Origin of the sequence: Mycobacterium sp. 155 (assembly GCF_000373905.1) — a bacterium.
Lineage (GTDB): Bacteria > Actinomycetota > Actinomycetes > Mycobacteriales > Mycobacteriaceae > Mycobacterium.
The window spans coordinates 1928755-1948628 of the sequence record NZ_KB892705.1 but is presented as its reverse complement, the minus strand read 5'-3'; the positions used below and the strand labels follow the sequence as shown (position 1 = coordinate 1948628).

Below are 19874 nucleotides of genomic sequence, written 5' to 3'. Positions count from 1 at the left end.
CTAGTTCTGTTGCTCCGACTCGCTGGACATCGAGTCAGCATTGGAGGCGATGTCGGGCGTGCTCGTAACCAGCAGCCATACCAGGGTGACCAATCCTGTGAAGACGCCCTGAACCGCCAAGAGAAACGCCACGTACTCGTGCCACGCGGACAGGACATCGCCGCAGCCCTTGCCATCCCACGGCAGCGTCGAGAGTGCGAGCGCCAGGCCGGCCGCCATCACTGTCACGGTGGCGGCTGTCGCGGCGCGCTGGCCTGCGTCGGTCAACGTTCGGCGGAAGTAGTTGAATTCGACGCCGAGTGCCAGCACGAGCACCGGAAGCACCCCGACCACCTGATGGAAGAAAGTCGGACTGATCGCTCCTTCGCACAGCTGAGAAAGCAGCGCGATCTCATCTGCCGCGGGCATGGTGGCAATCTCCGCAGCCGTCTTCGCGTCGAGCGTTCGCACCGTGTCGACGTCGAACACGTCGATGAAAGCGCTTGCGGCCAAATAGCAGGCCCACGTTCCCAGTACCAGCGGCACGATGGCCCGCGCCCGCGCCCAGTCGGTTGGCAGAGCCACCTGACGGGCGGTGCTGAGTAGCGTGAATGGATCGGCGTTGAGCGACGCCGCCGTGGTGAAACCCATCGCCGCGGCGTAGATGGTCGCGATCAGCAGATCGATCTGAACGGATTGGTGTGACACCAGCCGCAATACGTCGATGCTCAGAAGGATGGCGACCCCGGTCGACCACCATCTCCACAGTCGTGGCGTGTCGCCGTCGGTGCGGGTGATTTCGCGTTTCATGACCCCGACCACGCCCAGCACCAGCGCATCGACGGCGATGACGGCGATCCGCCATCCCGTGTCGCCGTTGCCCACGATCGGGTACACACCGGAGATCAGCGGCTCGCTGTAGGAGAACGCAAAGAACATCAGGAAGACGACTCCGAACACCGCCCGATCGGAGCGCAAGGATACGGCCGGCTCAGACATTGTTGATTCCTACGGTTATTCGTTGGTCGGGGCGACTGGCCACCAGGAACCAGATCAGCGTTGCGAGGCCGGTGACAGCACCCTGGACAGATACGACGAAGGTCAGATACTCATGCCAATAGGCGAGGACGTGGCCGCACCCCGACCCTTCCCACGGCAGTGTGGACAGCGCCAGCACGAGACTTATCGACATGACAGTGACGGTCGCGGCAGCGGCGGCCCGTTGAGCGGGCTCGACCAGCGCACGGCGGAAGAAGTTGAACTCGACGCCGAGGGTGAGCAGCAGGAGTGGGATCACCGCGACTACCTGCTGGAAGAACGCCGGGCTCACCGCCCCCTCGCACAGCGTGCCGAGCGCGCCGAGCCGCTCGTTCAGCGGCATCGCGGCTACCTCGGCCTGCAGCTCAGGATCGAGACTGCGCACGGTGTCGAGATCGAAGTAGTCGTCGAACGCTGTGGCGGCGAGGAAGCACGCGAACGTGCCGACCATCAACGGGACGATGGAGCGCACGCGTGCCCAATCGGTGGGTAACGTCGACCGGTGGGTGCTGCTGACCAACGTCAGCGGATCGGCGTTGAGTGACACGGCCATCAGCAGGCCCATGACGGTGGCGAATGCGATCGACGAAATGAGGTCGACCCACAGCGGATGGCTTTCCGGCAGAAGGCATAAGAACACATCGAGGACGACGACAGCACCGAACAAGCTCCACCACCACCGCCACAGTCGCGGAGGCTCGCCGTCGGCGCGGGCGATAAAGCGTTTGAGCTGGCTGACGACAGCAAGCACGGCTACGTCGAGTCCGACCAGACCGATGATCCAGCCCGTGAGGTGGTGGTGGTCGGTGGCCTCGAGCACCGCGAACACGATGTCTTCGCTGTAGGAGAAGACGAACAGCAGGAGCAACACCACCACCAGCACGGCACGATTGCGTTGATGGTGGGTCAGTGCAGAGAGGTGATCGCTGTCCTGATCGGACATCACCGACCCCCTCGCCAAACTGTGTAGGCACACACTAGCGGCTGCACCGAGCTATCGCGGGAATTTCTGCGCGGTGCGGCCGGCGCGCAGAAAGGCATGGACCGCGTGATCCCGCTTCCCACTTGAGCACGGCGACGCGAGGAGCGAAAACTCTTCTTGGACAAAGGGAATCACGCGGAGAACAGCACGTGTGGCATCGCCGCCGGGCACAGCCTAGCCGCGGGGCTGGTCTTGCTGTGCTTGTAGCACCCGCGCGCCGGGTGCGCCTTCCTGCTCGATGGCTTCGGCTTCGAGCGGGGCAGGCCCTCGGCTGGATCGGCGCAACCGGTGTTCCAGTTGCGTGGCTAGTGCCGACAGTGTGATGTTCACACTGATCATCAGGATCGCTATGACAACCAGCGCGGGCAGATAGTTACCGTACGCTGAACCGATATTGGTGCCCTGACGCACCATCTCCACGAAGGTGATCTGGTAGCCGATCGCGGTGTCCTTCAGGACGACCACCAACTGCGATATCAGCACGGGAAGCATCGCGGTTATGGCCTGCGGAAGCAGGATGAACCGCATCGACTGACCCCACGTCAGCCCCAGTGACAATCCTGCCTCGCGTTGCCCCCGAGGCAACGAGTGAATGCCGGCGCGGACGATCTCGGCGATAACTGCGCCGTTGTACAGGCTCAGCCCCGTGATAACCCCGGCCAGCGCAAGATACTTGGAAGGGAACACGTCGAACTTCGCATAGAGGAAGTACGCGAAGATCATCATGATCAGCACCGGGATGGCGCGGAAGAACTCCACGATCACCGAACTCAACCAGCGGATCGGAGCGATCGGCGCCAGCCGACCCACGCCCAGGAGCAGGCCCAGTGCACCGGCGAAGACGATCGATACCGCGGCCGCGGTCAGCGTGCCCTCCACGCCGGGCAGCACGAAGGTACGCCACAGGTCGGCGGTCAGGAACGGTTTCCACTTCTCCGGCTGCAACTGGTCTTTCGCCGACATTCGCTCGATCACGAATGCCAGCAGGCAGCCGACGGTCACCACGGTCAGTGCCGTGAGAATCCAGTTGCGCACCTTGGCCCGTGGCCCGGGAGCGTCGAATAGCACTGATGCGGTACTCATTACCGCACCACCGCGAGTCGCTTACCCAGCCACCCGAAGAACAATCCCAACGGCAATGTCAGGACAAGGAATCCGACCGCGAAGATGGTGCCCACCGCCAGCAGCGCGGCGGTGTTCTCGATCATCTCCTTCATCAGCAGCGCGGCCTCGGCGACTCCGATAGCCGAGGCGATAGTGGTGTTCTTCGTCAATGCGATCAGCACCGAGCCCAGCGGAATGATGACGGCTCGGAAAGCCTGGGGGAGCAGGATGATTCGCAGGTTTTGGCCGAAAGTCAGCCCGAGTGACCGGGCTGCCTCGGCCTGGCCCAACGGTATGGTGTTCACCCCTGAGCGCACCGTCTCACACACGAAAGACGCCGTGTAGGCGGTCAATCCGAGTACCGCCAATCGGAAATTACTGTCGACGATGGCCGTTGGCGAGTTGGCGTCCACCAGCCTGATGCCCAGCGTCTGCCCCACGCCGAACGAACAGAACAGGATGATCAACGTCAGCGGCGTGTTGCGGACCAGGTTCACATAGGTGGCCCCGATCCAGTTCATCACCGGAGTCGGCGCCAACCGCATCGCCGCCAGTACGGTACCCAGAACCAGCGCTCCGACCGCGGAGTACACCGTCAGTTGGATCGTCGTCCAGAATGCCGCGAACACCTCGTCGCGGTACTGAGTGAAGATCTCCACGGTCGGGGCCGAACCTCAGGAGCGGTCGATGGCCGGCGGTTCGGGCGTCTTGATGCCGGCCGGGCCGAGATTCTTCTCGAACGCTTCCTTCCAGGCGCCGCTGGATTCCATCTTCTCGATCGCGTCGTTGATCTTGGTGCGCAGTTCGCTGTCGCCCTTCTTCAGGCCCACCCCGTACTTCTCTGTGGTGAACGTGTCGCCGACAACCTTGAACGCGCCCGGGCTCTGGGCGGCGAAGCCGGCCAGGATGACCTCATCCGTGGTCACCGCGTCGACAGCACCGTTCTTGAGCGCATCGATACAAGCGGAATACGTGTCGAACTGCTGCAACTGGACCTTCGGATATTCCTTCTTGATGTTCTGGGCGGGGGTGGAGCCCGCCACCGAGCACAGTTTCTTGTTGTTCTCCAGTGACGACGAACCGGTGATGTCGGTGTTGTCCGCGCGCACCAGCAGGCTCTGTCCGGTGATCAGGTAGGGACCGGCGAAGTCGACCTTCTTCTTGCGATCGTCGGTGATCGAGTAGGTCGCCACGATGAACTTCACCTGGTCGTTCTCGATGAGCGTCTCCCGCTGCGGGGACGGGGATTCCTTCCACTCGATCTGGTCTTCGTTGTAGCCGAGTTCCTTGGCGATGTACTTGGCCACGTCGACGTCGAAGCCGACCATGGTGCCGTCCGGCTTTTTCTGACCGAGTCCGGGCTGGTCGTACTTGGTTCCGATGACGATCTTGTTGTTGTCCCCTCCTCCACCACCACCGCATGCGGTAGCGGCAAGGGGAAGGGCTATGGCTAATGCGATGGCACTGGCCAGGCGCATGGGCTTGATAGGCATGAGGGATGGTTCCTTTCGCCGAGGCGTTAGTGGTGGAGGATCTTGCCGAGAAAGTCTTTCGCCCGATCCGATCGCGGATTGTCGAAAAATGCGGTGGGTTCGGAGTCCTCGACGATCGCGCCGTCGGCCATGAACACCACCCGGTCTGACGCCCGGCGGGCGAAACCCATCTCGTGGGTCACGACGACCATCGTCATGCCCTCCTGCGCCAGTGCCGTCATCACCGCGAGCACCTCGTTGATCATCTCCGGATCCAGCGCGCTGGTCGGCTCGTCGAACAGCATGACCTTCGGATGCATCGCCAGCGAGCGTGCGATCGCCACCCGCTGCTGCTGGCCGCCGGAGAGCTGCGCTGGATATTTGTCGGCCTGATTGGCCACCCCGACGCGTTCCAGCAATGCCATCGCCGACTCGCGGGCTTTCGCCTTGGAAGTCTTGCGCACCTTGGTCGGGCCGAGCGTTACGTTCTCCAGGATCGTCTTGTGTGCGAACAGGTTGAACGACTGGAACACCATTCCGACGTCGGAGCGCAACTGCGCGAGCCGGCGGCCCTCGTTCGGCAGTAGCTGACCGTCGACGGTGATGGTGCCCGTATCGATGGTTTCCAGTCGATTGATGGTGCGGCACAACGTCGATTTGCCCGAGCCTGATGGTCCCAGCACCACCACCACCTGACCGCGGCCGACGTCGAGGTTGATGTCCTTCAGTACGTGCAGGGAGCCGAAATGCTTGTTGACGCCCTGTATCGAGATCATCGGGACCGAAGTCGCGGTGGCCATGGGTGCAGACCCTACCCAGGGAACGCTCAGCTTGGGGCGTATCAGCGCCCCCGTAACATGTTCGTCGTGACTTCCACGGTGGCGCACGGCGCTCAGACCCCCCACGAGGGGGAGTCCGGCGTGCGTACCTACCAGGTCCGCACGTACGGCTGCCAGATGAATGTGCACGATTCGGAACGGCTGTCCGGTCTGCTCGAATCCGCTGGTTACCGGCGTGCCGCCGACGACGCCGACGCCGACATCGTCGTGTTCAACACGTGCGCCGTGCGGGAGAACGCCGACAACAAGCTGTACGGAAACCTGAGCCATCTGGCCCCGCGCAAGCAGTCCGATCCGAACATGCAGATCGCCGTGGGCGGCTGCCTGGCGCAGAAGGACCGCGACGCGGTGCTGAAGAAAGCCCCGTGGGTCGATGTGGTCTTCGGCACCCACAACATCGGTTCGCTGCCGACCCTGCTGGAACGTGCCCGGCACAATCGCGAAGCCCAGGTCGAGATCGTCGACGCGCTCAAGGAGTTTCCGTCGACCTTGCCGGCAGCGCGGGAATCCGCTTATGCCGCATGGGTTTCCATTTCCGTCGGGTGCAACAACACTTGCACGTTCTGCATCGTGCCGGCGCTTCGCGGCAAGGAGGTCGACCGTCGACCGGGCGACATCCTGAGCGAGGTGCAGACATTGGTCGACCAGGGTGTGCTCGAGATCACGCTGCTCGGCCAGAATGTCAACGCCTACGGCGTGTCGTTTGCTGACCCGGACCTGCCCCGCGATCGCGGCGCGTTCTCGAAACTGCTGCGGGCCTGCGGAAACATCGACGGTCTTGAGCGGGTCCGGTTCACCTCGCCGCATCCGGCCGAGTTCACCGACGATGTCATCGAGGCGATGGCCCAGACCCCGAATGTGTGCCCGACGTTGCACATGCCGTTGCAGTCGGGCTCGGACCGCATCCTGCGGGCCATGAGGCGGTCCTACCGGGCCGAGCGCTACCTCGGCATCATCGACAAGGTGCGTTCCGCAATCCCGCACGCCGCGATCACCACCGACATCATCGTCGGGTTTCCGGGGGAGTCCGAAGAGGACTTCCAGGCCACCCTCGACGTGGTCGAGCGGGCCCGGTTCGCGTCGGCGTTCACTTTCCAGTATTCGATCCGGCCCGGCACCCCGGCCGCAACCATGGCCGATCAATTACCGAAAGCCGTTGTGACTGAGCGTTATCAGCGTCTCGTAGAACTCCAGGAGCGGATTTCCCTGCAGGAAAACGAGGCTCAGGTGGGACGCATCGTCGAGCTGTTGGTCGCCACCGGTGAAGGCCGCAAAGACGCCGCGACCGCGCGCATGTCAGGGCGGGCCAGGGACGGCCGGCTGGTGCACTTCACACCCGACGGCATTGCGCCCGCGGAGATCCGGCCCGGCGACATCGTGACCACCACCGTCACCGCGGCCGCCCCGCATCATCTGATTGCCGACGCGCCTGTGACACAGCACCGGCGCACCCGCGCGGGAGACGCCCATGCGGCCGGGCAGCGGCCACGCACCGGCGTAGGCCTGGGACTGCCCCGTATCGGGGCCCCGCCTGCCCAACCATCATCGGGAGGATGCAGCTGTTGACCGACGAGCACTTCGACCAGTTCAAGGGTGATCTCGACGCCGTCGAACGCAAGATGGCCCGGGAATTCGATCCTGGCAGCCGGGCTTTGGTGGTGGCGACCCTGGTGTTCGTCGTGCTGCTGTCGTTCGTTCTGCCGCACACCGGGCACAGCAAGGGTTTCGACGTTCTGGTCGGTGACGCCACGGCCGTCGCCGACGGAATCTCATTGCCATCGCGGGTGTTCACCTGGCTGGCACTCGTCTTTGCGGTCGGTTTCTCAACGCTGGCGCTGTTGACGCGGCGTTGGGCACTGGCCTGGGTCGCACTCGCCGGATCGGCGGTGGCCAGTGCGACCGGCATGTTGGCGGTGTGGTCGCGGCAGACGGCCGTGCACCATCCCGGCCCGGGTATCGGCCTGATCATCGCGTGGATCGCCGTGATCCTGCTGACCTTTCACTGGGCCCGGGTGGTGTGGTCGCGGACCGCGGTTCAGCTGGCCGCTGAGGAAGAGCGTCGCCGCGCCGCCGCGAAACGACACCAGCGCGACCTGCTGGATGACTTCAAGCCGACCGACCCCGACAACCCGGACGCCTGACCTGACGGGGTTGGCCGAACCCCCGCCCTATCGGCGTTTGCCGAGCGACTCCGCGGCCGCGTCGGCCCACTGGCGCCACTGCTCGGCGCTGGCCCGGGCCGCCTCGGCATCCTTGGTCCGGCCCGCCGCCTCTGCCTTTTGTGCCTGCTTCTCGAACTGCTCGGCGCGGCTACGGAACTGATCGGCACGCGCTTGAGCTTCCGGATCGACGCCACCGGTCGGGGCATCGCGGATCTTCTTCTCGACTACCCGCAACCGGCGCTCGAGCTCCGCGCTGCGTTCGCGAGGCGCCTTGCCGATCGCGTCCCACTTGTCACCGATCGCACGCAGCGCGGCCCGGGCGGCGTCCAGATCGCCGGTCTCGAGTTTCTCGGCCTCGGCCAGTAGCGCTTCCTTAGCCGAGGCGTTGGCCTCGAACTCGGCGTCGCGTTCGGCGTGCGCGGCGTTGCGAGCGGAGAAGAACGCGTCCTGGGCAGACTTGAACCGCTGCCACAACGCGTCGTCGACGTCCTTGGCCGCGCGCCCGACGGCTTTCCACTGGTTCAGCAGGTTGCGGAATGCGGCGCCCGTGGCACCCCAGTCCGTGGAGTCGGCAAGCTGCTCGGCCTTCTCACACAGCGCTTCCTTGGCTTGCCGGGCGCCGGCGCGGCCGCGGTCGAGCTCGGCGAAATGCGCGCCACGGCGGCGGTTGAACGTTTCCCGTGCGGCCGAATAACGCTTCCACAGCGCATCGTCGACCTTGCGGTCCAGCCCTGTGATGGAGCGCCACTCGTCGAGGATCTCCCGCAGCCTGTCACCGGCGGCCTTCCACTGCGTGGCATCGGCGGCCAGCTCCTCGGCCTCAGCAGCCAGTGCCTCCTTGCGGGCGGTCTGCGCGGCGCGCTGCTCGTCGCGCTGTGCACGCTCGGTCGCCGCGGCGGAGTCGGCCTGGTCGAGAATTGCGGCGAGCCGTGAACTCAATGCGTCGACATCCCCGAGAACTGCTGCGGTGGGCAGGGTTTCGGCCAGTACCGCGGCGGCCGACTTGATCTTGCGGGCATCCCCGGTGCCCGAAGACAGCCGGTGCTCAAGCAGCGCGACCTCAGTGTGCAGATCATCGAAGCGGCGACCGAAATGTGCGAACGCCGACTCGTTGTCGCCGGCCTGCCAGGACCCGATGATCCGTTCACCGGACCCGCTGATGAGCCACACCGTGCCGTCGGGATCAACCCGGCCGAACCGGTGAGGATCGCTTGCCGGCGCCACGGGAACAACCGGGGCGGTCGTGGTGGGGTGAGGAACGGGACGTGGCAACCCGGGCCGGGGGCTGGGTTTCGGAGTGGGTTTGGGGGTCTGCCCGCCGGGCTCGCTGGTTGTCATATCGGCTCCCTGTACTTCCCCGCGGTCGACCCGCGCATCTGCCGCGCGACGCGGCGCCCAATAGCTGTCAGTGTTCATCGCTATTCAAGCAGGTCGGCTTGTGCCATGCCCATGCCTTTCGGGTCAATGGGCTGACAAACTCGCGGTCGGTGCCTGTGAGCATGGGATAACGAGGACTGATGGCCGGGCCTGCCGGCCGCGGCGGCGGTGGCTGCGCACTAGGTTGGGGTGGTGCTGAGCGCCATCGCGATCGTCCCGTCGGCACCGATCCTGGTACCCGAGCTGATGGGTGCGGCCGCCGATGAACTGATCGACCTCCGCGCGGCCGTCGTAGCGGCAGCCCACACACTGCCAGCCCGGTGGGTCGTCGTCGGTATCGGGGACACCGACGCGGTGATCGGCCCTGACCAGGCCGGAACGTTCGCCGGATACGGCGTGGACGCACCGGTCGCGCTGGCACCCGGCGCCCCGCATACCCCGACCGAACTGCCGCTGTGCGCGCTCGTCGCCGGCTGGATCCGGGCGCAGGTCAATCCCGAGGTACGCGCCGAGGTGCGGGTGTACGCGGATGCGCACCCGGTGGACGCGGCACTGGCCCGCGGGCGCCGGTTACGGGCGCTGATCGATGAATCGGCAGACCCGGTCGGCGTGCTGGTCGTCGCCGACGGCGCGCACACTCTCACCGCGGCGGCGCCCGGTGGCTACGACCCGGACTCCGGTGCAGTGCAGCTGGCCCTCGACGAGGCGCTGGCCGGCGGTGACGCCGCGGCCCTGACCAGGCTCCCCGAGTCGATCGTGGGCCGGGTCGCCTATCAGGTGCTGGCCGGGCTCACCGAACCCGCTCCCTCCGGGGCGCGTGAGCTCTATCGCGGCGCGCCCTACGGCGTCGGGTACTTCGTCGGGGTGTGGCACCCGTGAGGCCGATAGCGGTCATCGGGCCCACCGGCACCGGTAAGTCCGCGCTGGCGCTGGCCCTGGCCGAACGGCTCGGCGGTGAGATCGTGAATGCCGACGCCATGCAGCTCTACCGCGGTATGGACATCGGCACCGCCAAACTGACGGTCGCCGAACGTCGCGGCATCCCTCATCACCAACTCGACGTGCTCGGGGTCACCGAGACCGCCACCGTGGCCCGCTACCAGCAGGCTGCGGCGGCCGACGTGGAAGCCATTGCGGCGCGTGGCGCGGTGCCCGTCATCGTCGGCGGTTCGATGCTCTACATCCAGTCGCTGCTGGACGAGTGGGCGTTTCAGGCCACTGACCCCGCGGTGCGGGCACGGTGGGAGGAGCGGCTGGCCGAGATCGGGGTGGCGGCCCTGCACGCTGAGCTGACCGAGGTCGATCCTGCGGCGGGGGCTTCGATCCTGCCCACCGACGGCAGACGGATCGTGCGGGCGCTGGAGGTGGTGGAGCTGACCGGGCAGCCGTTCGCGGCGTCCGCGCCGCGCATCGGGACACCCCGCTGGGACACCGCGATCATCGGATTGGACTGGGTCACCGAGGTCCTCGACCAGCGGCTGGCGCAGCGTACCGGCAAGATGTTCGCCGAAGGTCTGGTGGACGAGGTGCGTGCGCTGCGCGAGCGCGGTTTGCGCGACGGAGTGACGGCCGCGCGGGCGCTGGGGTACGCCCAGGTGCTGGCCGACCTCGACGCCGGCGGCGACGGCTTGGCCGCTCAGGAACCGACGTTCATCGGCACCCGCCGCTATGTGCGCCGGCAGCGGTCCTGGTTCCGCAGGGATCACCGGGTGGCGTGGCTGGACGGAGCTTCCGATGCGACGGTCGAGCACGCCGAGCGGATCTGGCGGCACGTATCCTGATCAGGTGATCTTCGGCGGCGTGAGCTCCGTGAAGGGGCTTCGGTTTGTAAAAGGGCACGGCACCCAGAACGATTTCGTGGTGCTGCCCGACCTCGACGCGCGCCTGTCGCTGCAGCCCGACGCCGTGGCCGCGCTGTGCGACCGCCGACGCGGCCTGGGAGCCGACGGCGTACTGCGGGTGACCACGGCCGGCGCAGCCCTGGCTGCCGGCGTGTTCGACCGGTTGCCCGACGGCGTCGCGGCCGACGACTGGTACATGGACTACCGCAATGCCGACGGGTCCATCGCGCAGATGTGTGGCAACGGGGTCCGCGTGTTCGCGCACTACCTGAAGGCCTCGGGCCTAGAGACCGCCGACGAGTTCGTCGTCGGCTCGCTGGCGGGGCCACGCCCGGTGGTGCTGCACCACGCCGATGCCGACACAGCCGAGGTCACCGTCGAGATGGGCAAGGCCAACCGGTTCGGCGCCGGCTCGGCCGTGGTCGGCGGCCGCAGCTTCTCCGGCCTGGCCGTCGATGTCGGTAATCCCCACTTGGCCTGCGTGGGGATCGATCAGGCGGATCTGGTTGCCCTCGACGTGGGCGCGCCGGTGTCGTTCGACTCCGCGCTGTTCCCCCACGGTGTCAACGTCGAGATATTGACCGCGCCGGTCGATGGCGTAGTGAATATGCGGGTACACGAACGCGGCGTCGGCGAGACGCGATCGTGCGGCACCGGAACCGTCGCCGCAACTGTGGCCGCGCTGGCGCATGAGGGTACCGACACCGGGACCCTGCAGGTACGCATACCCGGCGGGGAAGTGAGTGTGACCGTCACCGAATCCACCAGCTACCTGCGGGGTCCATCGGTCCTGGTGGCGCGCGGAGAACTGTCCGAGGCCTGGTGGAACACTGCGCACGCGTAATTGGGGTGCGCACCGGGTGGTCGGCGTGACAATCTGGAAGCACATATGACGTACCCACAGACACCCAGCACCGGTGAACTCGCCCTTCAGGATCGCGCCTCACTCCGCCGCGTCGCCGGGCTGTCCACAGAACTGACCGACGTCTCCGAGGTCGAATACCGACAGCTACGGCTGGAACGAGTCGTGCTCGTCGGCGTCTGGACCGACGGCACCTCGGCCGATGCCGACGCCAGCCTGGCCGAGTTGGCGGCGCTGGCCGAGACCGCGGGCTCAGAGGTCCTCGAAGGGCTCATCCAGCGTCGCGACAAGCCCGATCCGTCCACTTATATCGGTTCCGGTAAGGCCGCCGAGTTGCGCGAGGTGGTGCTGGCGACCGGAGCCGACACCGTGATCTGCGACGGCGAACTGTCGCCGGCCCAGCTGAACTCGCTGGAAAAGGTGGTCAAGGTCAAGGTCATCGACCGCACCGCGCTGATCCTCGACATCTTCGCCCAGCACGCGACCAGCCGCGAGGGCAAGGCGCAGGTGTCGCTGGCCCAGATGGAGTACATGCTCCCGCGGCTGCGCGGCTGGGGTGAGTCGATGTCCCGGCAGGCCGGCGGCCGTGCTGGTGGGGCCGGCGGCGGCGTCGGCACCCGCGGTCCGGGCGAGACCAAGATCGAGACCGATCGCCGGCGGATCCGCGAGCGCATGTCCAAGCTGCGCCGTGAGATTCGCGATATGAAGAAGGTCCGTGACACCCAGCGCAGTCGCCGGCTGACCTCCGACGTCGCGTCGGTGGCGATCGTCGGCTACACCAACGCGGGCAAGTCGAGTCTGCTCAACGCGTTGACCGGGGCCGGGGTGCTGGTAGAGAACGCGTTGTTCGCCACCCTCGAACCCACCTCGCGCCGTGGAGAATTCGACGACGGACGGCCGTTCGTGCTGACCGACACCGTCGGGTTCGTGCGGCACCTGCCCACTCAATTGGTGGAGGCGTTCCGGTCCACCCTCGAAGAGGTCGTGGATGCCGACCTGCTCGTGCATGTGGTCGACGGCTCCGATGCCAACCCACTGGCCCAGATCAGCGCGGTGCGGCAGGTGATCAGCGACGTGATCGCCGAGCACGACGGGCGTCGGGCGCCGGAACTACTGGTGGTCAACAAGATCGATGCCACAGGGGACTTGGCGTTGGCCCAGCTGCGCCGTGCGTTGCCCGACGCGGTGTTCGTCTCGGCACACTCCGGCGACGGGTTGGACCGCCTGCGGCAGCGGATGGGGGAGTTGGTCGAGCCGACAGACACCATGGTCGACGTGACCATCCCGTACGAGCGTGGCGACCTGGTGGCCAAACTGCACGCCGAGGGCCGCATCGACGCCACTGAACACGGCACCGACGGCACCAGGGTCAAAGCGCGTGTGCCGATCCCATTGGCGGCGAGCCTGCGCGAGTTCGCGACGTTCTGAGAGTCGACTCGCGGATCAGGCCGCGGGCTTGGCTACCTTGGTGCCGCCGTCGTCCTTATGGGTGACCTTGGCGCCGGCCTGACCGAGCGACTTGCGCACTGTGCTGTCGAGTGACTTCGCCAGGTCACGGACCGGATGTTCGTTGACTCCCAACGTCTTCCGCAGCGCCGGCCGATCCGTTTGGGTGGCCGACGGCGGCTTGGCGATGGCGCTGAGCCGCGGCGGCGGCTTGAGATCGCTTGTGGCGGTTACTTTTCGGACCTCCGGTGTGCTGGCGGTCGCGATCGGGGCAGGTGACGTATCGGTTGTGGTCGGCGTCGTGATCACGGTTTGGGTGGGGTCGGTCCATCCGGGTAGCGGGGCGAGCCCGGGTTGGCTCGCGGCGGTAATGCCTTCGGGGATATCGTTGATGAGGTCACCGGCCAGCGTGACGGGGTTGATCTTCGGGACCAGCGAAAACGGCGTCGGAGTTCCGTAATTGCTTCTGTCGTAACCGGTTTCGATGAGTGTCTGCACAGTCGGGGAGATCAGGTTGACGACCGGCACTACGATCTCTGACGTGCCGGTCGCCGCGCCGAGATCGAGCGCTGGCTGCATGATCGGGAGGTATTTCGCCGGCAGCGTGATGTAGTAGGTGTCGCCCTCTTTCTGGCAGTGGGTCGCCTCACTGCAGTCGGCCTTTGCGTTGGCGACTGCGGCCTGTACCTGTTCAGGTGTGTAGCCGTAGGGCGTTGCCGACGCCGGGTCGGTTCCATCGGGTGCCAGATAGGTGCCGTGGACGTACCCGAACCCGGCGAGCGCGTTGGCCATGGCCAGTGGGTTGAGCACCCACGACGGGGCATCCGAGACACCGTCGTACTGCAGTGCGATGTCGTAGGTCGTGATGCCGGTGTCGGTGGGGGTTGGTTGGCCGAACGTCGCGTCCAGCACCGGCACCGTGCCGAGCATCGCGAGCCGTTCGAACAGCCCGCCATTCGGCCGGTTCGGGTCGCCGATCAGGACGAACGTCAGGTCGTCCTTCTGGTCGGCAGGTAGATCGGCCAACTGACCCTTGACGATGCCGGCAACAGTGGCGCCCTGCGAATAGCCGAAGACGATGACTGGATGGTCGTCGGTCGGATTGTTGGGCCCTACGAGCTGGCTGGTCAAGCTGGTCACACCGCTGGCCACCGAGACGTTCCACTTCGCGCCTTGCAGACCGCCCCAGCCAGGGAATGGAAACGGCCAGAACTGGGCGATGTAGGGCACCGGCACCGGCGTCGTGCATCCGTCCGTCCCGCAGGTACCGCCCGGCTCCACGTAGTAGGCGACAGCATTGCCCATGTAATTGTCGGAATCCTTCGGGTCCGGTGTCCCGGTACCCGGGACCACCAATGGCGTCACCGCGGCATTCAGTGCGACCTCGGCCGCCAGCGTCGTCGTTACCCCGATGACCGCAGAACCGGACATCGCCAGGCCAGCCACCAGCAGGGAACGCGTCATGGAACGAGCTGAGATCCGCATCCGGCCGTCTCTCCTTCCGCTGACGCCGACATCAGCGCTTACGGGATCTTTACATCGTGACGCAACGGGGCACACAGAAATCGAGCGAACTGCCGCGTCGAATCACGCGCCGGCATCCCCGAATATCAGCTTGCCCGGTGAACGCGCCCCGGTACGCGAGGCTGGTGAGAACACGGGTGTGACCCGACAGCTGACGGCACGACCCGCCCACCTCAGTGTGGCCGACCATCCGGTTGGTATAAGTTGGGCCCAAGTTCGAAAACCCAGTACCGGAGGTCACACCATGGGTGGTGTCGTGAAGTACGAGCGCACGCTGTTCGAACCCGAACACCAACTTTTCCGCGAATCGTATCGAGCGTTCCTAGAACGGCATGTCGCGCCGTATCACGACCAGTGGGAAAAGGACAAGATCGTCGACCGGGGCGTCTGGCTGGAGGCCGGCAAACAGGGTTTTCTCGGGATGGCCGTACCTGAGGAGTACGGCGGCGGTGGAAACCCGGACTTCCGCTACAACACGATCATGACGGAGGAGACGGTAGCCGGCCGCTACAGCGGCATCGGCTTCGGGCTGCACAACGACGTGGTCGCCCCCTACCTACTGCGGCTGGCCAACGAGGAACAGAAGCAGCGTTGGCTGCCGAAGTTCTGTACCGGGGAATTGATCACGGCGATCGCGATGACCGAGCCAGGTACCGGTAGCGACCTGCAGGGCATCAAGACCCGTGCGGTGCGCGATGGTGACCACTACGTCCTCAACGGGTCCAAGACGTTCATCACCAACGGCATCCACTCCGATCTGGTGATCGTCGTGGCGCAGACCGCCCCGGAGAAGGGTGCACTGGGCTTCTCCCTGATAGTCGTCGAGCGCGGCATGGAGGGTTTCGAGCGGGGCCGGCACCTCGACAAGATCGGTCTGGAGGCCCAGGACACCGCCGAGCTGTCGTTCACCGACGTCAAAGTGCCGGTGGAGAACCTGCTCGGCGAGGAGGGGCAGGGGTTCGTCTACCTGATGCAGAACCTGCCGCAGGAACGCATCTCGATCGCGATCATGGCCGCGGCGGCCATGGAGACGGTACTGGAGCAGACACTGCAGTACACCAAGGAGCGCAAGGCGTTCGGCAGGCCGATCGGCAGTTTCCAGAACAGCCGTTTCGTGCTGGCCGAACTGGCCACGGAGGCCACCGTGGTGCGGATGATGGTCGACGAATTCGTCCGACTGCACCTCGACGAGAAGCTCACCGTGGAGCAGGCCGCGATGGCCAAGTGGTATTCGACCGAGAAGCAGATCAGCCTCATTGACCGGTGTCTGCAGCTTCACGGAGGCTACGGATACATGCGTGAATATCCGATCGCGCGTGCGTACCTGGATGCCAGGGTTCAGACGATCTACGGTGGCACCACCGAGATCATGAAGGAAATCATCGGCCGTAGCTTGGGCGTCTGACCCTGCGAGAATCTTCCGAATCGCCGGTATCGAGCCCGCAGAGCGGATAAATCACGGAGTTTTTGATCCGTGATCGGCCATGTTCCTTGGTTATCGTCGTCCACTGAAGCAGAGTTGTCGGGCGAGATACATTCTGCGCGATTTTGCCGAACAGCGGGGAGGATGCATGACGCGACCGGGAGCAAGGCTGAACGGGACCGTTCGGCGGGTGACGACCGGTCTGTTGGCGCTGGCCGTCGCCGGTCTGTTGGCGCCAGTGGCGGCCGCGAGCCCCGAATCCGACGCCGGCGCCGCCATCTCTGCGGCCTGGGATGCCAGCGGTGGCGACGGTGGACCGCTGGGGACGCAAAGCGGTGACGTCTATGCCGTCGGCTCGGGATTCGGACAAGACTTCGCCACTGGGAAGATCTTTTTCACTCCCGCGACCGGGGCGCACTACGTCATGGGCGCCATCCTGGACAAATACGAGTCGCTCGGCGGTCCTGCTGGCAGTGATCTCGGATTCCCCACGATCGATGAGGGCGCCGGACGGGCGCCGGACAGTCGCAATTCCACGTTCAGTGCTTCCGACAAGCCGGTGATCTTCTGGACTCCGGCGACCGGCGCGCACGTGGTCCGGGGACCAATCAATGCCGGTTGGGACAAGCTGGGGGGGTCCGCCGGTGTTCTGGGAGTGCCCTCGGAGGACGAGGCTTACCGCGGGGACATCGTCTCGCAGAAGTTCACCGGTGGTGAGTTGTCCTGGAATCCGAAGACCAAGGCGTTCACCACAGATCCCCCGGATTTGGCAGGTCAACTAGGCGGTCTCACGGTTCCGGACGATCCGACCACGGCCATCAGCGCGGCGCATCGGGCCGCAGGGGGCGATATGGGACCGCTGGGCGCCAAAGACGGCGACCAGTACCCGATCGGCGGCGACGGGATCGGACAGAACTACGCGCACGGCAAGATCTTCTATAGCCCGGCCACCGGAGCCAACGCGATCAGTGGTCAGCTACTCGAGAAGTACGAGAGCGTCGGCGGCCCCGAGGGTGATCTGGGTTTCCCGACCAGCAGCGAAGCCGACGGCGGTTTCGGGCAGAACAGTCGGACCGTTTCGTTCGCGGCGGCCGACAAGCCCGTCATCTTCCTGACTCCCGATTACGGTGCGGTGATCGTGCGCGGCGCGATGAACGCGGCCTGGCAGAAGCTCGGCGGCGGCCACGGTGACCTGGGTGCACCGATGTCGGATCAGACCGAGAACGACAACGTCGTCACGCAGAAATTCAGCGGGGGAGCAATCTCCTGGGACCGCTCGGACAACACCTTCACCACCGAGCCGCCCAACCTCGCATCGTCGCTGGCGGGTCTCGAGATTCCCGGCCTGGACACTTCCCAGATCCACGGAGCGCCGCAGGGCTCCCACTCCGAGCCGGGCAAGCCGTTCGCGTGGCATTGGAATTGGTGGTGGCTGCTGGCGGTGATCCCGGTTGTGCTGGTAGCAGGCCTGATCGTCGGTGCCGCGCTGTGGCGTCGCGGTCGGGGCCGTGTCGACGACGACTTCGACCACGACGCGTTCGAGGGCGATGACCATTACGACGAGGCCGGTTACGACGAGGGGCGCGACGACGACCGATACGAGGAGGAGCCGCACGCCCAGGGACAGTACGAGCAGACCGGTTACCAACAGGGTCATTACGAAGCGCATGACCACGACCTGCAGGACTATGGCGCTACCAATGCAGGGGAACAAAACGTCGACGAGTCGAACCTGTTCGAGCCGGCTGCCTACGAGAGCGGCGACGCCGGTGCGGCGCGGTTCGCCGGACCTCACGAATCCGCTTCGGCGTACACGCCTGCGGCTTCGCCGTACGACGATCCCACCGATATCGCGATGCCGGTCGGTCAGTGGGTTCAGTCCACTCGGGTCGACCCGGTCGGTGACGTCGATGACGACGAACCGGCGGAGCAGGCCGTCGAGCTAGTCAGCGACGATGACTATGACCATCACGAGGATGACCTCGATGAGCAGGATGACGCCGATGGCGTGGGTGCCGCCGGCGAGCAACTGTACGGACCTACGTACTCCGCCGGTGAGCCCGACTTCGATTCCGACAATGTCGATACCGCGCCGACGCCCATCCTGACGCTGACACCCCAAATCGATCCGGATCCCGAAACGCACAGCGGACGCCACGCGGCGATCGAACTGGATGAGCCGGTGGTCAGCGCCACAGCGCTGCACCTGCCGTTGGACGATCTGCAGCGGGCGCCCCAGGGCTACCCGATCAAGGCCGACACGAAGTCAGGCCTGTACTGGTCGCCCGACAGCCGCGAATACGACGACGCGGTCGCCGAAATCTGGTTCGCCAGTGAAGAATTTGCTCGGACGAACGGATTCGTGCGGGCCGACTGAGCCCGCACGAATCCGGTCCTAGATCTTGCGGATGACGGTGACGACCTTGCCGAGGATGGCCGCGTCGTTGCCCGGGATCGGATCGTAGGCGGGGTTGTGCGGCATGAGCCACACCTGGCCGCGGGTCCGCTTGAACGTCTTGACGGTCGCTTCGCCGTCGATCATCGCCGCGACGATGTCGCCGTTGTCGGCGACGTTCTGCTGGCGCACCACCACCCAGTCGCCGTCGCAAATCGCAGCGTCGACCATTGAGTCACCGACCACTTTGAGCAGGAACAGCGAGCCTTCGCCGACAAGTTCACGGGGCAGGGGGAACACGTCCTCGACGGCTTGTTCGGCCAGGATCGGACCGCCCGCGGCGATACGACCCAACACGGGTACGAACGTGGGCTCCGGCAAGGCATCCGATCCCGCCACGTCAGTGGCCACCAGCGGGGTGACCGCCGGATCGTCTGCGGCGCGGACGTCGACCGCGCGTGGCCGGTTGGGGTCGCGCCGTAGGTAGCCTTTGCGCTCCAGCGTGCGCAACTGATGTGCGACCGAGGATGTCGAGGTCAAGCCGACCGCATCGCCGATCTCCCGGATGCTCGGGGGGTAGCCGCGACTGGTGACCGACGCGCGGATCACCTCGAGGATGGTCCGTTGCCGCTCGGTGAGGCTGGCGTCGGGGGTGCGGCGCCGACCGGCGCCGTCGTTGTCGGCCGGGCTGTCGGTGCTCTCGTCGCTCATGGCGACGAATCTAGTCGCTGAACCGCCATTGATCAAACATGTGTTCGAGGCGTGTTGTCGCCTGCGCCCGCGGAGCTTGCCGACGAGGACTTGTCGGTACCCCCGTCTATCGTTTGGCAACAGTTCGATCACACGTTCTATTAGTCGAACACCTGAGCGAGTACATTCGAACACAGAAGCGAACCAGTCCGCCCTGAAAGGCAGTCAGATGGCCATCCTCCACATCCCCGCAGAGACCCGCGCATCTGTGTTGGCGAGTCGGCCCCGTCCGCTGCCGCCGCAGCATGACGTGCGTCCTGTCCGCCGGCCCAGGTCGGTACACCGCCCCACTCCGATGCGTTCGGGCGGAGCGGCACTGCGTTATCGCGGCACCGGGGTGCTGATGTCGCGGGCATCGCATCGCCGCAAGCCGATCACACCGATCACCACGGTCCTGTTGGCGTTGATGGCCGCCGCGATCACCGTGTGGCTGGGCCTGGTGGCGCAGCTGGGCGGCGTGGTCGGGGCCTCGGCGCCGACACCCGGTGAGCTGGCTGTGGTTCAAGTACACACCGGCGAATCTCTGCAGCAGGTGGCCCGGCGAGTGGCACCCGATGCGCCGGTGGCCCAGGTCGTGGAGCAGATCCGCGACCTGAACCAGCTCAAGTCGGTCGCTGTCGAGGCTGGCCAGACCCTCATCGCACCAGTCGGCTGAACTGTGCCATGAGTGCTGAAACAGG

17 protein-coding genes and 1 pseudogene are annotated in these 19874 nt (G+C 65.7%); 9 read left to right on the top strand and 9 right to left on the bottom strand.

Annotated features, from left to right (window positions below; genetic code table 11):
- The 6 genes from B133_RS23635 to B133_RS0109095 form a co-directional block, all read right to left on the bottom strand.
- Positions 1–978, bottom strand: a complete 978-nt coding sequence (locus B133_RS23635; RefSeq protein ID WP_018600595.1) for a hypothetical protein — start codon at positions 976–978, stop codon at positions 1–3.
- On the bottom strand, positions 971–1960 hold the full coding sequence (locus B133_RS0109115) for a hypothetical protein (protein ID WP_018600593.1): 990 nt from the start codon (positions 1958–1960) through the stop codon (positions 971–973). The genes B133_RS23635 and B133_RS0109115 overlap by 8 nt, the downstream gene beginning before the upstream one ends.
- A 213-nt stretch (positions 1961–2173) precedes the next feature.
- Entirely contained in the window at positions 2174–3082 is a 909-nt protein-coding gene (locus tag B133_RS0109110) for an amino acid ABC transporter permease (protein WP_018600591.1), read from the bottom strand.
- Positions 3082–3762, bottom strand: a complete 681-nt coding sequence (locus B133_RS0109105; protein ID WP_018600590.1) for an amino acid ABC transporter permease — start codon at positions 3760–3762, stop codon at positions 3082–3084. The genes B133_RS0109110 and B133_RS0109105 overlap by 1 nt, the downstream gene beginning before the upstream one ends.
- 15 nt (positions 3763–3777) lie before the next feature.
- The gene (locus B133_RS0109100) at positions 3778–4596 is read right to left on the bottom strand and encodes a glutamate ABC transporter substrate-binding protein (RefSeq protein ID WP_026256177.1); all 819 of its coding nucleotides are present in this window, start codon (positions 4594–4596) and stop codon (positions 3778–3780) included.
- Positions 4597–4622: 26 nt separating this feature from the next.
- A complete protein-coding gene (locus tag B133_RS0109095) occupies positions 4623–5351 on the bottom strand; it encodes an amino acid ABC transporter ATP-binding protein (protein WP_051088104.1) in 729 nt (242 codons plus the stop codon).
- Between the two features lie 121 nt (positions 5352–5472).
- Between B133_RS0109095 and miaB the strand changes: the two are divergent.
- Together miaB and B133_RS0109085 are read left to right on the top strand one after the other, a co-directional pair.
- A pseudogene (gene miaB, locus B133_RS0109090) lies at positions 5473–6980 on the top strand (tRNA (N6-isopentenyl adenosine(37)-C2)-methylthiotransferase MiaB); the annotation flags it as partial.
- Positions 6968–7555 (top strand): hypothetical protein, encoded by a 588-nt coding sequence (locus B133_RS0109085; protein ID WP_018600581.1) that lies wholly within the window; start codon positions 6968–6970, stop codon positions 7553–7555. The pseudogene miaB and the gene B133_RS0109085, both read left to right, overlap by 13 nt.
- A gap of 27 nt (positions 7556–7582) precedes the next feature.
- Here the strand turns inward: B133_RS0109085 and B133_RS0109080 are convergent, their stop codons facing one another.
- Complete coding sequence (locus B133_RS0109080) at positions 7583–8914, bottom strand: DUF349 domain-containing protein (protein ID WP_051088043.1); 1332 nt, start codon at positions 8912–8914, stop codon at positions 7583–7585.
- 231 nt (positions 8915–9145) lie between these two features.
- Between B133_RS0109080 and B133_RS0109075 the strand changes: the two genes are divergently transcribed.
- From B133_RS0109075 to hflX, 4 genes are read left to right on the top strand one after another with little or no spacing between them, the layout of a single operon-like run.
- The gene (locus tag B133_RS0109075) at positions 9146–9832 is read left to right on the top strand and encodes a hypothetical protein (RefSeq protein WP_026256175.1); all 687 of its coding nucleotides are present in this window, start codon (positions 9146–9148) and stop codon (positions 9830–9832) included.
- The gene (gene miaA / locus B133_RS0109070; protein ID WP_026256174.1) at positions 9829–10734 is read left to right on the top strand and encodes a tRNA (adenosine(37)-N6)-dimethylallyltransferase MiaA; all 906 of its coding nucleotides are present in this window, start codon (positions 9829–9831) and stop codon (positions 10732–10734) included. The genes B133_RS0109075 and miaA overlap by 4 nt, the downstream gene beginning before the upstream one ends.
- The gene (gene dapF, locus B133_RS0109065) at positions 10688–11638 is read left to right on the top strand and encodes a diaminopimelate epimerase (protein WP_232423277.1); all 951 of its coding nucleotides are present in this window, start codon (positions 10688–10690) and stop codon (positions 11636–11638) included. Before miaA ends, dapF begins: the two co-directional genes overlap by 47 nt.
- 45 nt (positions 11639–11683) lie before the next feature.
- Positions 11684–13084 (top strand): GTPase HflX, encoded by a 1401-nt coding sequence (hflX, locus tag B133_RS0109060; protein ID WP_018600573.1) that lies wholly within the window; start codon positions 11684–11686, stop codon positions 13082–13084.
- Between the two features lie 15 nt (positions 13085–13099).
- On the opposite strand, the gene B133_RS0109055 is transcribed toward hflX, so the two are convergent.
- Positions 13100–14566, bottom strand: coding sequence for a PE-PPE domain-containing protein (locus tag B133_RS0109055; RefSeq protein ID WP_157625829.1), 1467 nt, complete (start codon positions 14564–14566; stop codon positions 13100–13102).
- A 304-nt stretch (positions 14567–14870) separates the two neighbouring features.
- Here B133_RS0109055 and B133_RS0109050 point away from each other — a divergent pair, with 304 nt between their 5' ends.
- Together B133_RS0109050 and B133_RS0109045 are read left to right on the top strand one after the other, a co-directional pair.
- The gene (locus B133_RS0109050; protein WP_018600571.1) at positions 14871–16031 is read left to right on the top strand and encodes an acyl-CoA dehydrogenase family protein; all 1161 of its coding nucleotides are present in this window, start codon (positions 14871–14873) and stop codon (positions 16029–16031) included.
- Positions 16032–16197: 166 nt separating this feature from the next.
- Complete coding sequence (locus B133_RS0109045) at positions 16198–18426, top strand: LGFP repeat-containing protein (RefSeq protein WP_026256173.1); 2229 nt, start codon at positions 16198–16200, stop codon at positions 18424–18426.
- A gap of 18 nt (positions 18427–18444) precedes the next feature.
- Here B133_RS0109045 and lexA read toward each other — a convergent pair whose 3' ends face one another.
- On the bottom strand, positions 18445–19155 hold the full coding sequence (gene lexA, locus B133_RS0109040; protein WP_018600569.1) for a transcriptional repressor LexA: 711 nt from the start codon (positions 19153–19155) through the stop codon (positions 18445–18447).
- Positions 19156–19363: 208 nt separating this feature from the next.
- Here lexA and B133_RS0109035 point away from each other — a divergent pair, with 208 nt between their 5' ends.
- Positions 19364–19849 (top strand): LysM peptidoglycan-binding domain-containing protein, encoded by a 486-nt coding sequence (locus B133_RS0109035; RefSeq protein WP_157625827.1) that lies wholly within the window; start codon positions 19364–19366, stop codon positions 19847–19849.
- Positions 19850–19874 lie beyond the last annotated feature (25 nt).

Coding starts and splice junctions, on each gene's coding strand:
- B133_RS23635 (WP_018600595.1), bottom strand. CDS start 978: ATGTCTGAGCCGGCCGTATCCTTGCGCTCCGATCGGGCGGTGTTCGGA.
- B133_RS0109115 (WP_018600593.1), bottom strand. CDS start 1,960: ATGTCCGATCAGGACAGCGATCACCTCTCTGCACTGACCCACCATCAA.
- B133_RS0109110 (WP_018600591.1), bottom strand. CDS start 3,082: ATGAGTACCGCATCAGTGCTATTCGACGCTCCCGGGCCACGGGCCAAG.
- B133_RS0109100 (WP_026256177.1), bottom strand. CDS start 4,596: ATGCCTATCAAGCCCATGCGCCTGGCCAGTGCCATCGCATTAGCCATA.
- B133_RS0109095 (WP_051088104.1), bottom strand. CDS start 5,351: ATGATCTCGATACAGGGCGTCAACAAGCATTTCGGCTCCCTGCACGTA.
- B133_RS0109085 (WP_018600581.1), top strand. CDS start 6,968: ATGCAGCTGTTGACCGACGAGCACTTCGACCAGTTCAAGGGTGATCTC.
- B133_RS0109080 (WP_051088043.1), bottom strand. CDS start 8,914: ATGACAACCAGCGAGCCCGGCGGGCAGACCCCCAAACCCACTCCGAAA.
- dapF (WP_232423277.1), top strand. CDS start 10,688: ATGCGACGGTCGAGCACGCCGAGCGGATCTGGCGGCACGTATCCTGAT.
- hflX (WP_018600573.1), top strand. CDS start 11,684: ATGACGTACCCACAGACACCCAGCACCGGTGAACTCGCCCTTCAGGAT.
- B133_RS0109055 (WP_157625829.1), bottom strand. CDS start 14,566: ATGACGCGTTCCCTGCTGGTGGCTGGCCTGGCGATGTCCGGTTCTGCG.
- B133_RS0109050 (WP_018600571.1), top strand. CDS start 14,871: ATGGGTGGTGTCGTGAAGTACGAGCGCACGCTGTTCGAACCCGAACAC.
- B133_RS0109045 (WP_026256173.1), top strand. CDS start 16,198: ATGACGCGACCGGGAGCAAGGCTGAACGGGACCGTTCGGCGGGTGACG.
- lexA (WP_018600569.1), bottom strand. CDS start 19,155: ATGAGCGACGAGAGCACCGACAGCCCGGCCGACAACGACGGCGCCGGT.
- B133_RS0109035 (WP_157625827.1), top strand. CDS start 19,364: ATGGCCATCCTCCACATCCCCGCAGAGACCCGCGCATCTGTGTTGGCG.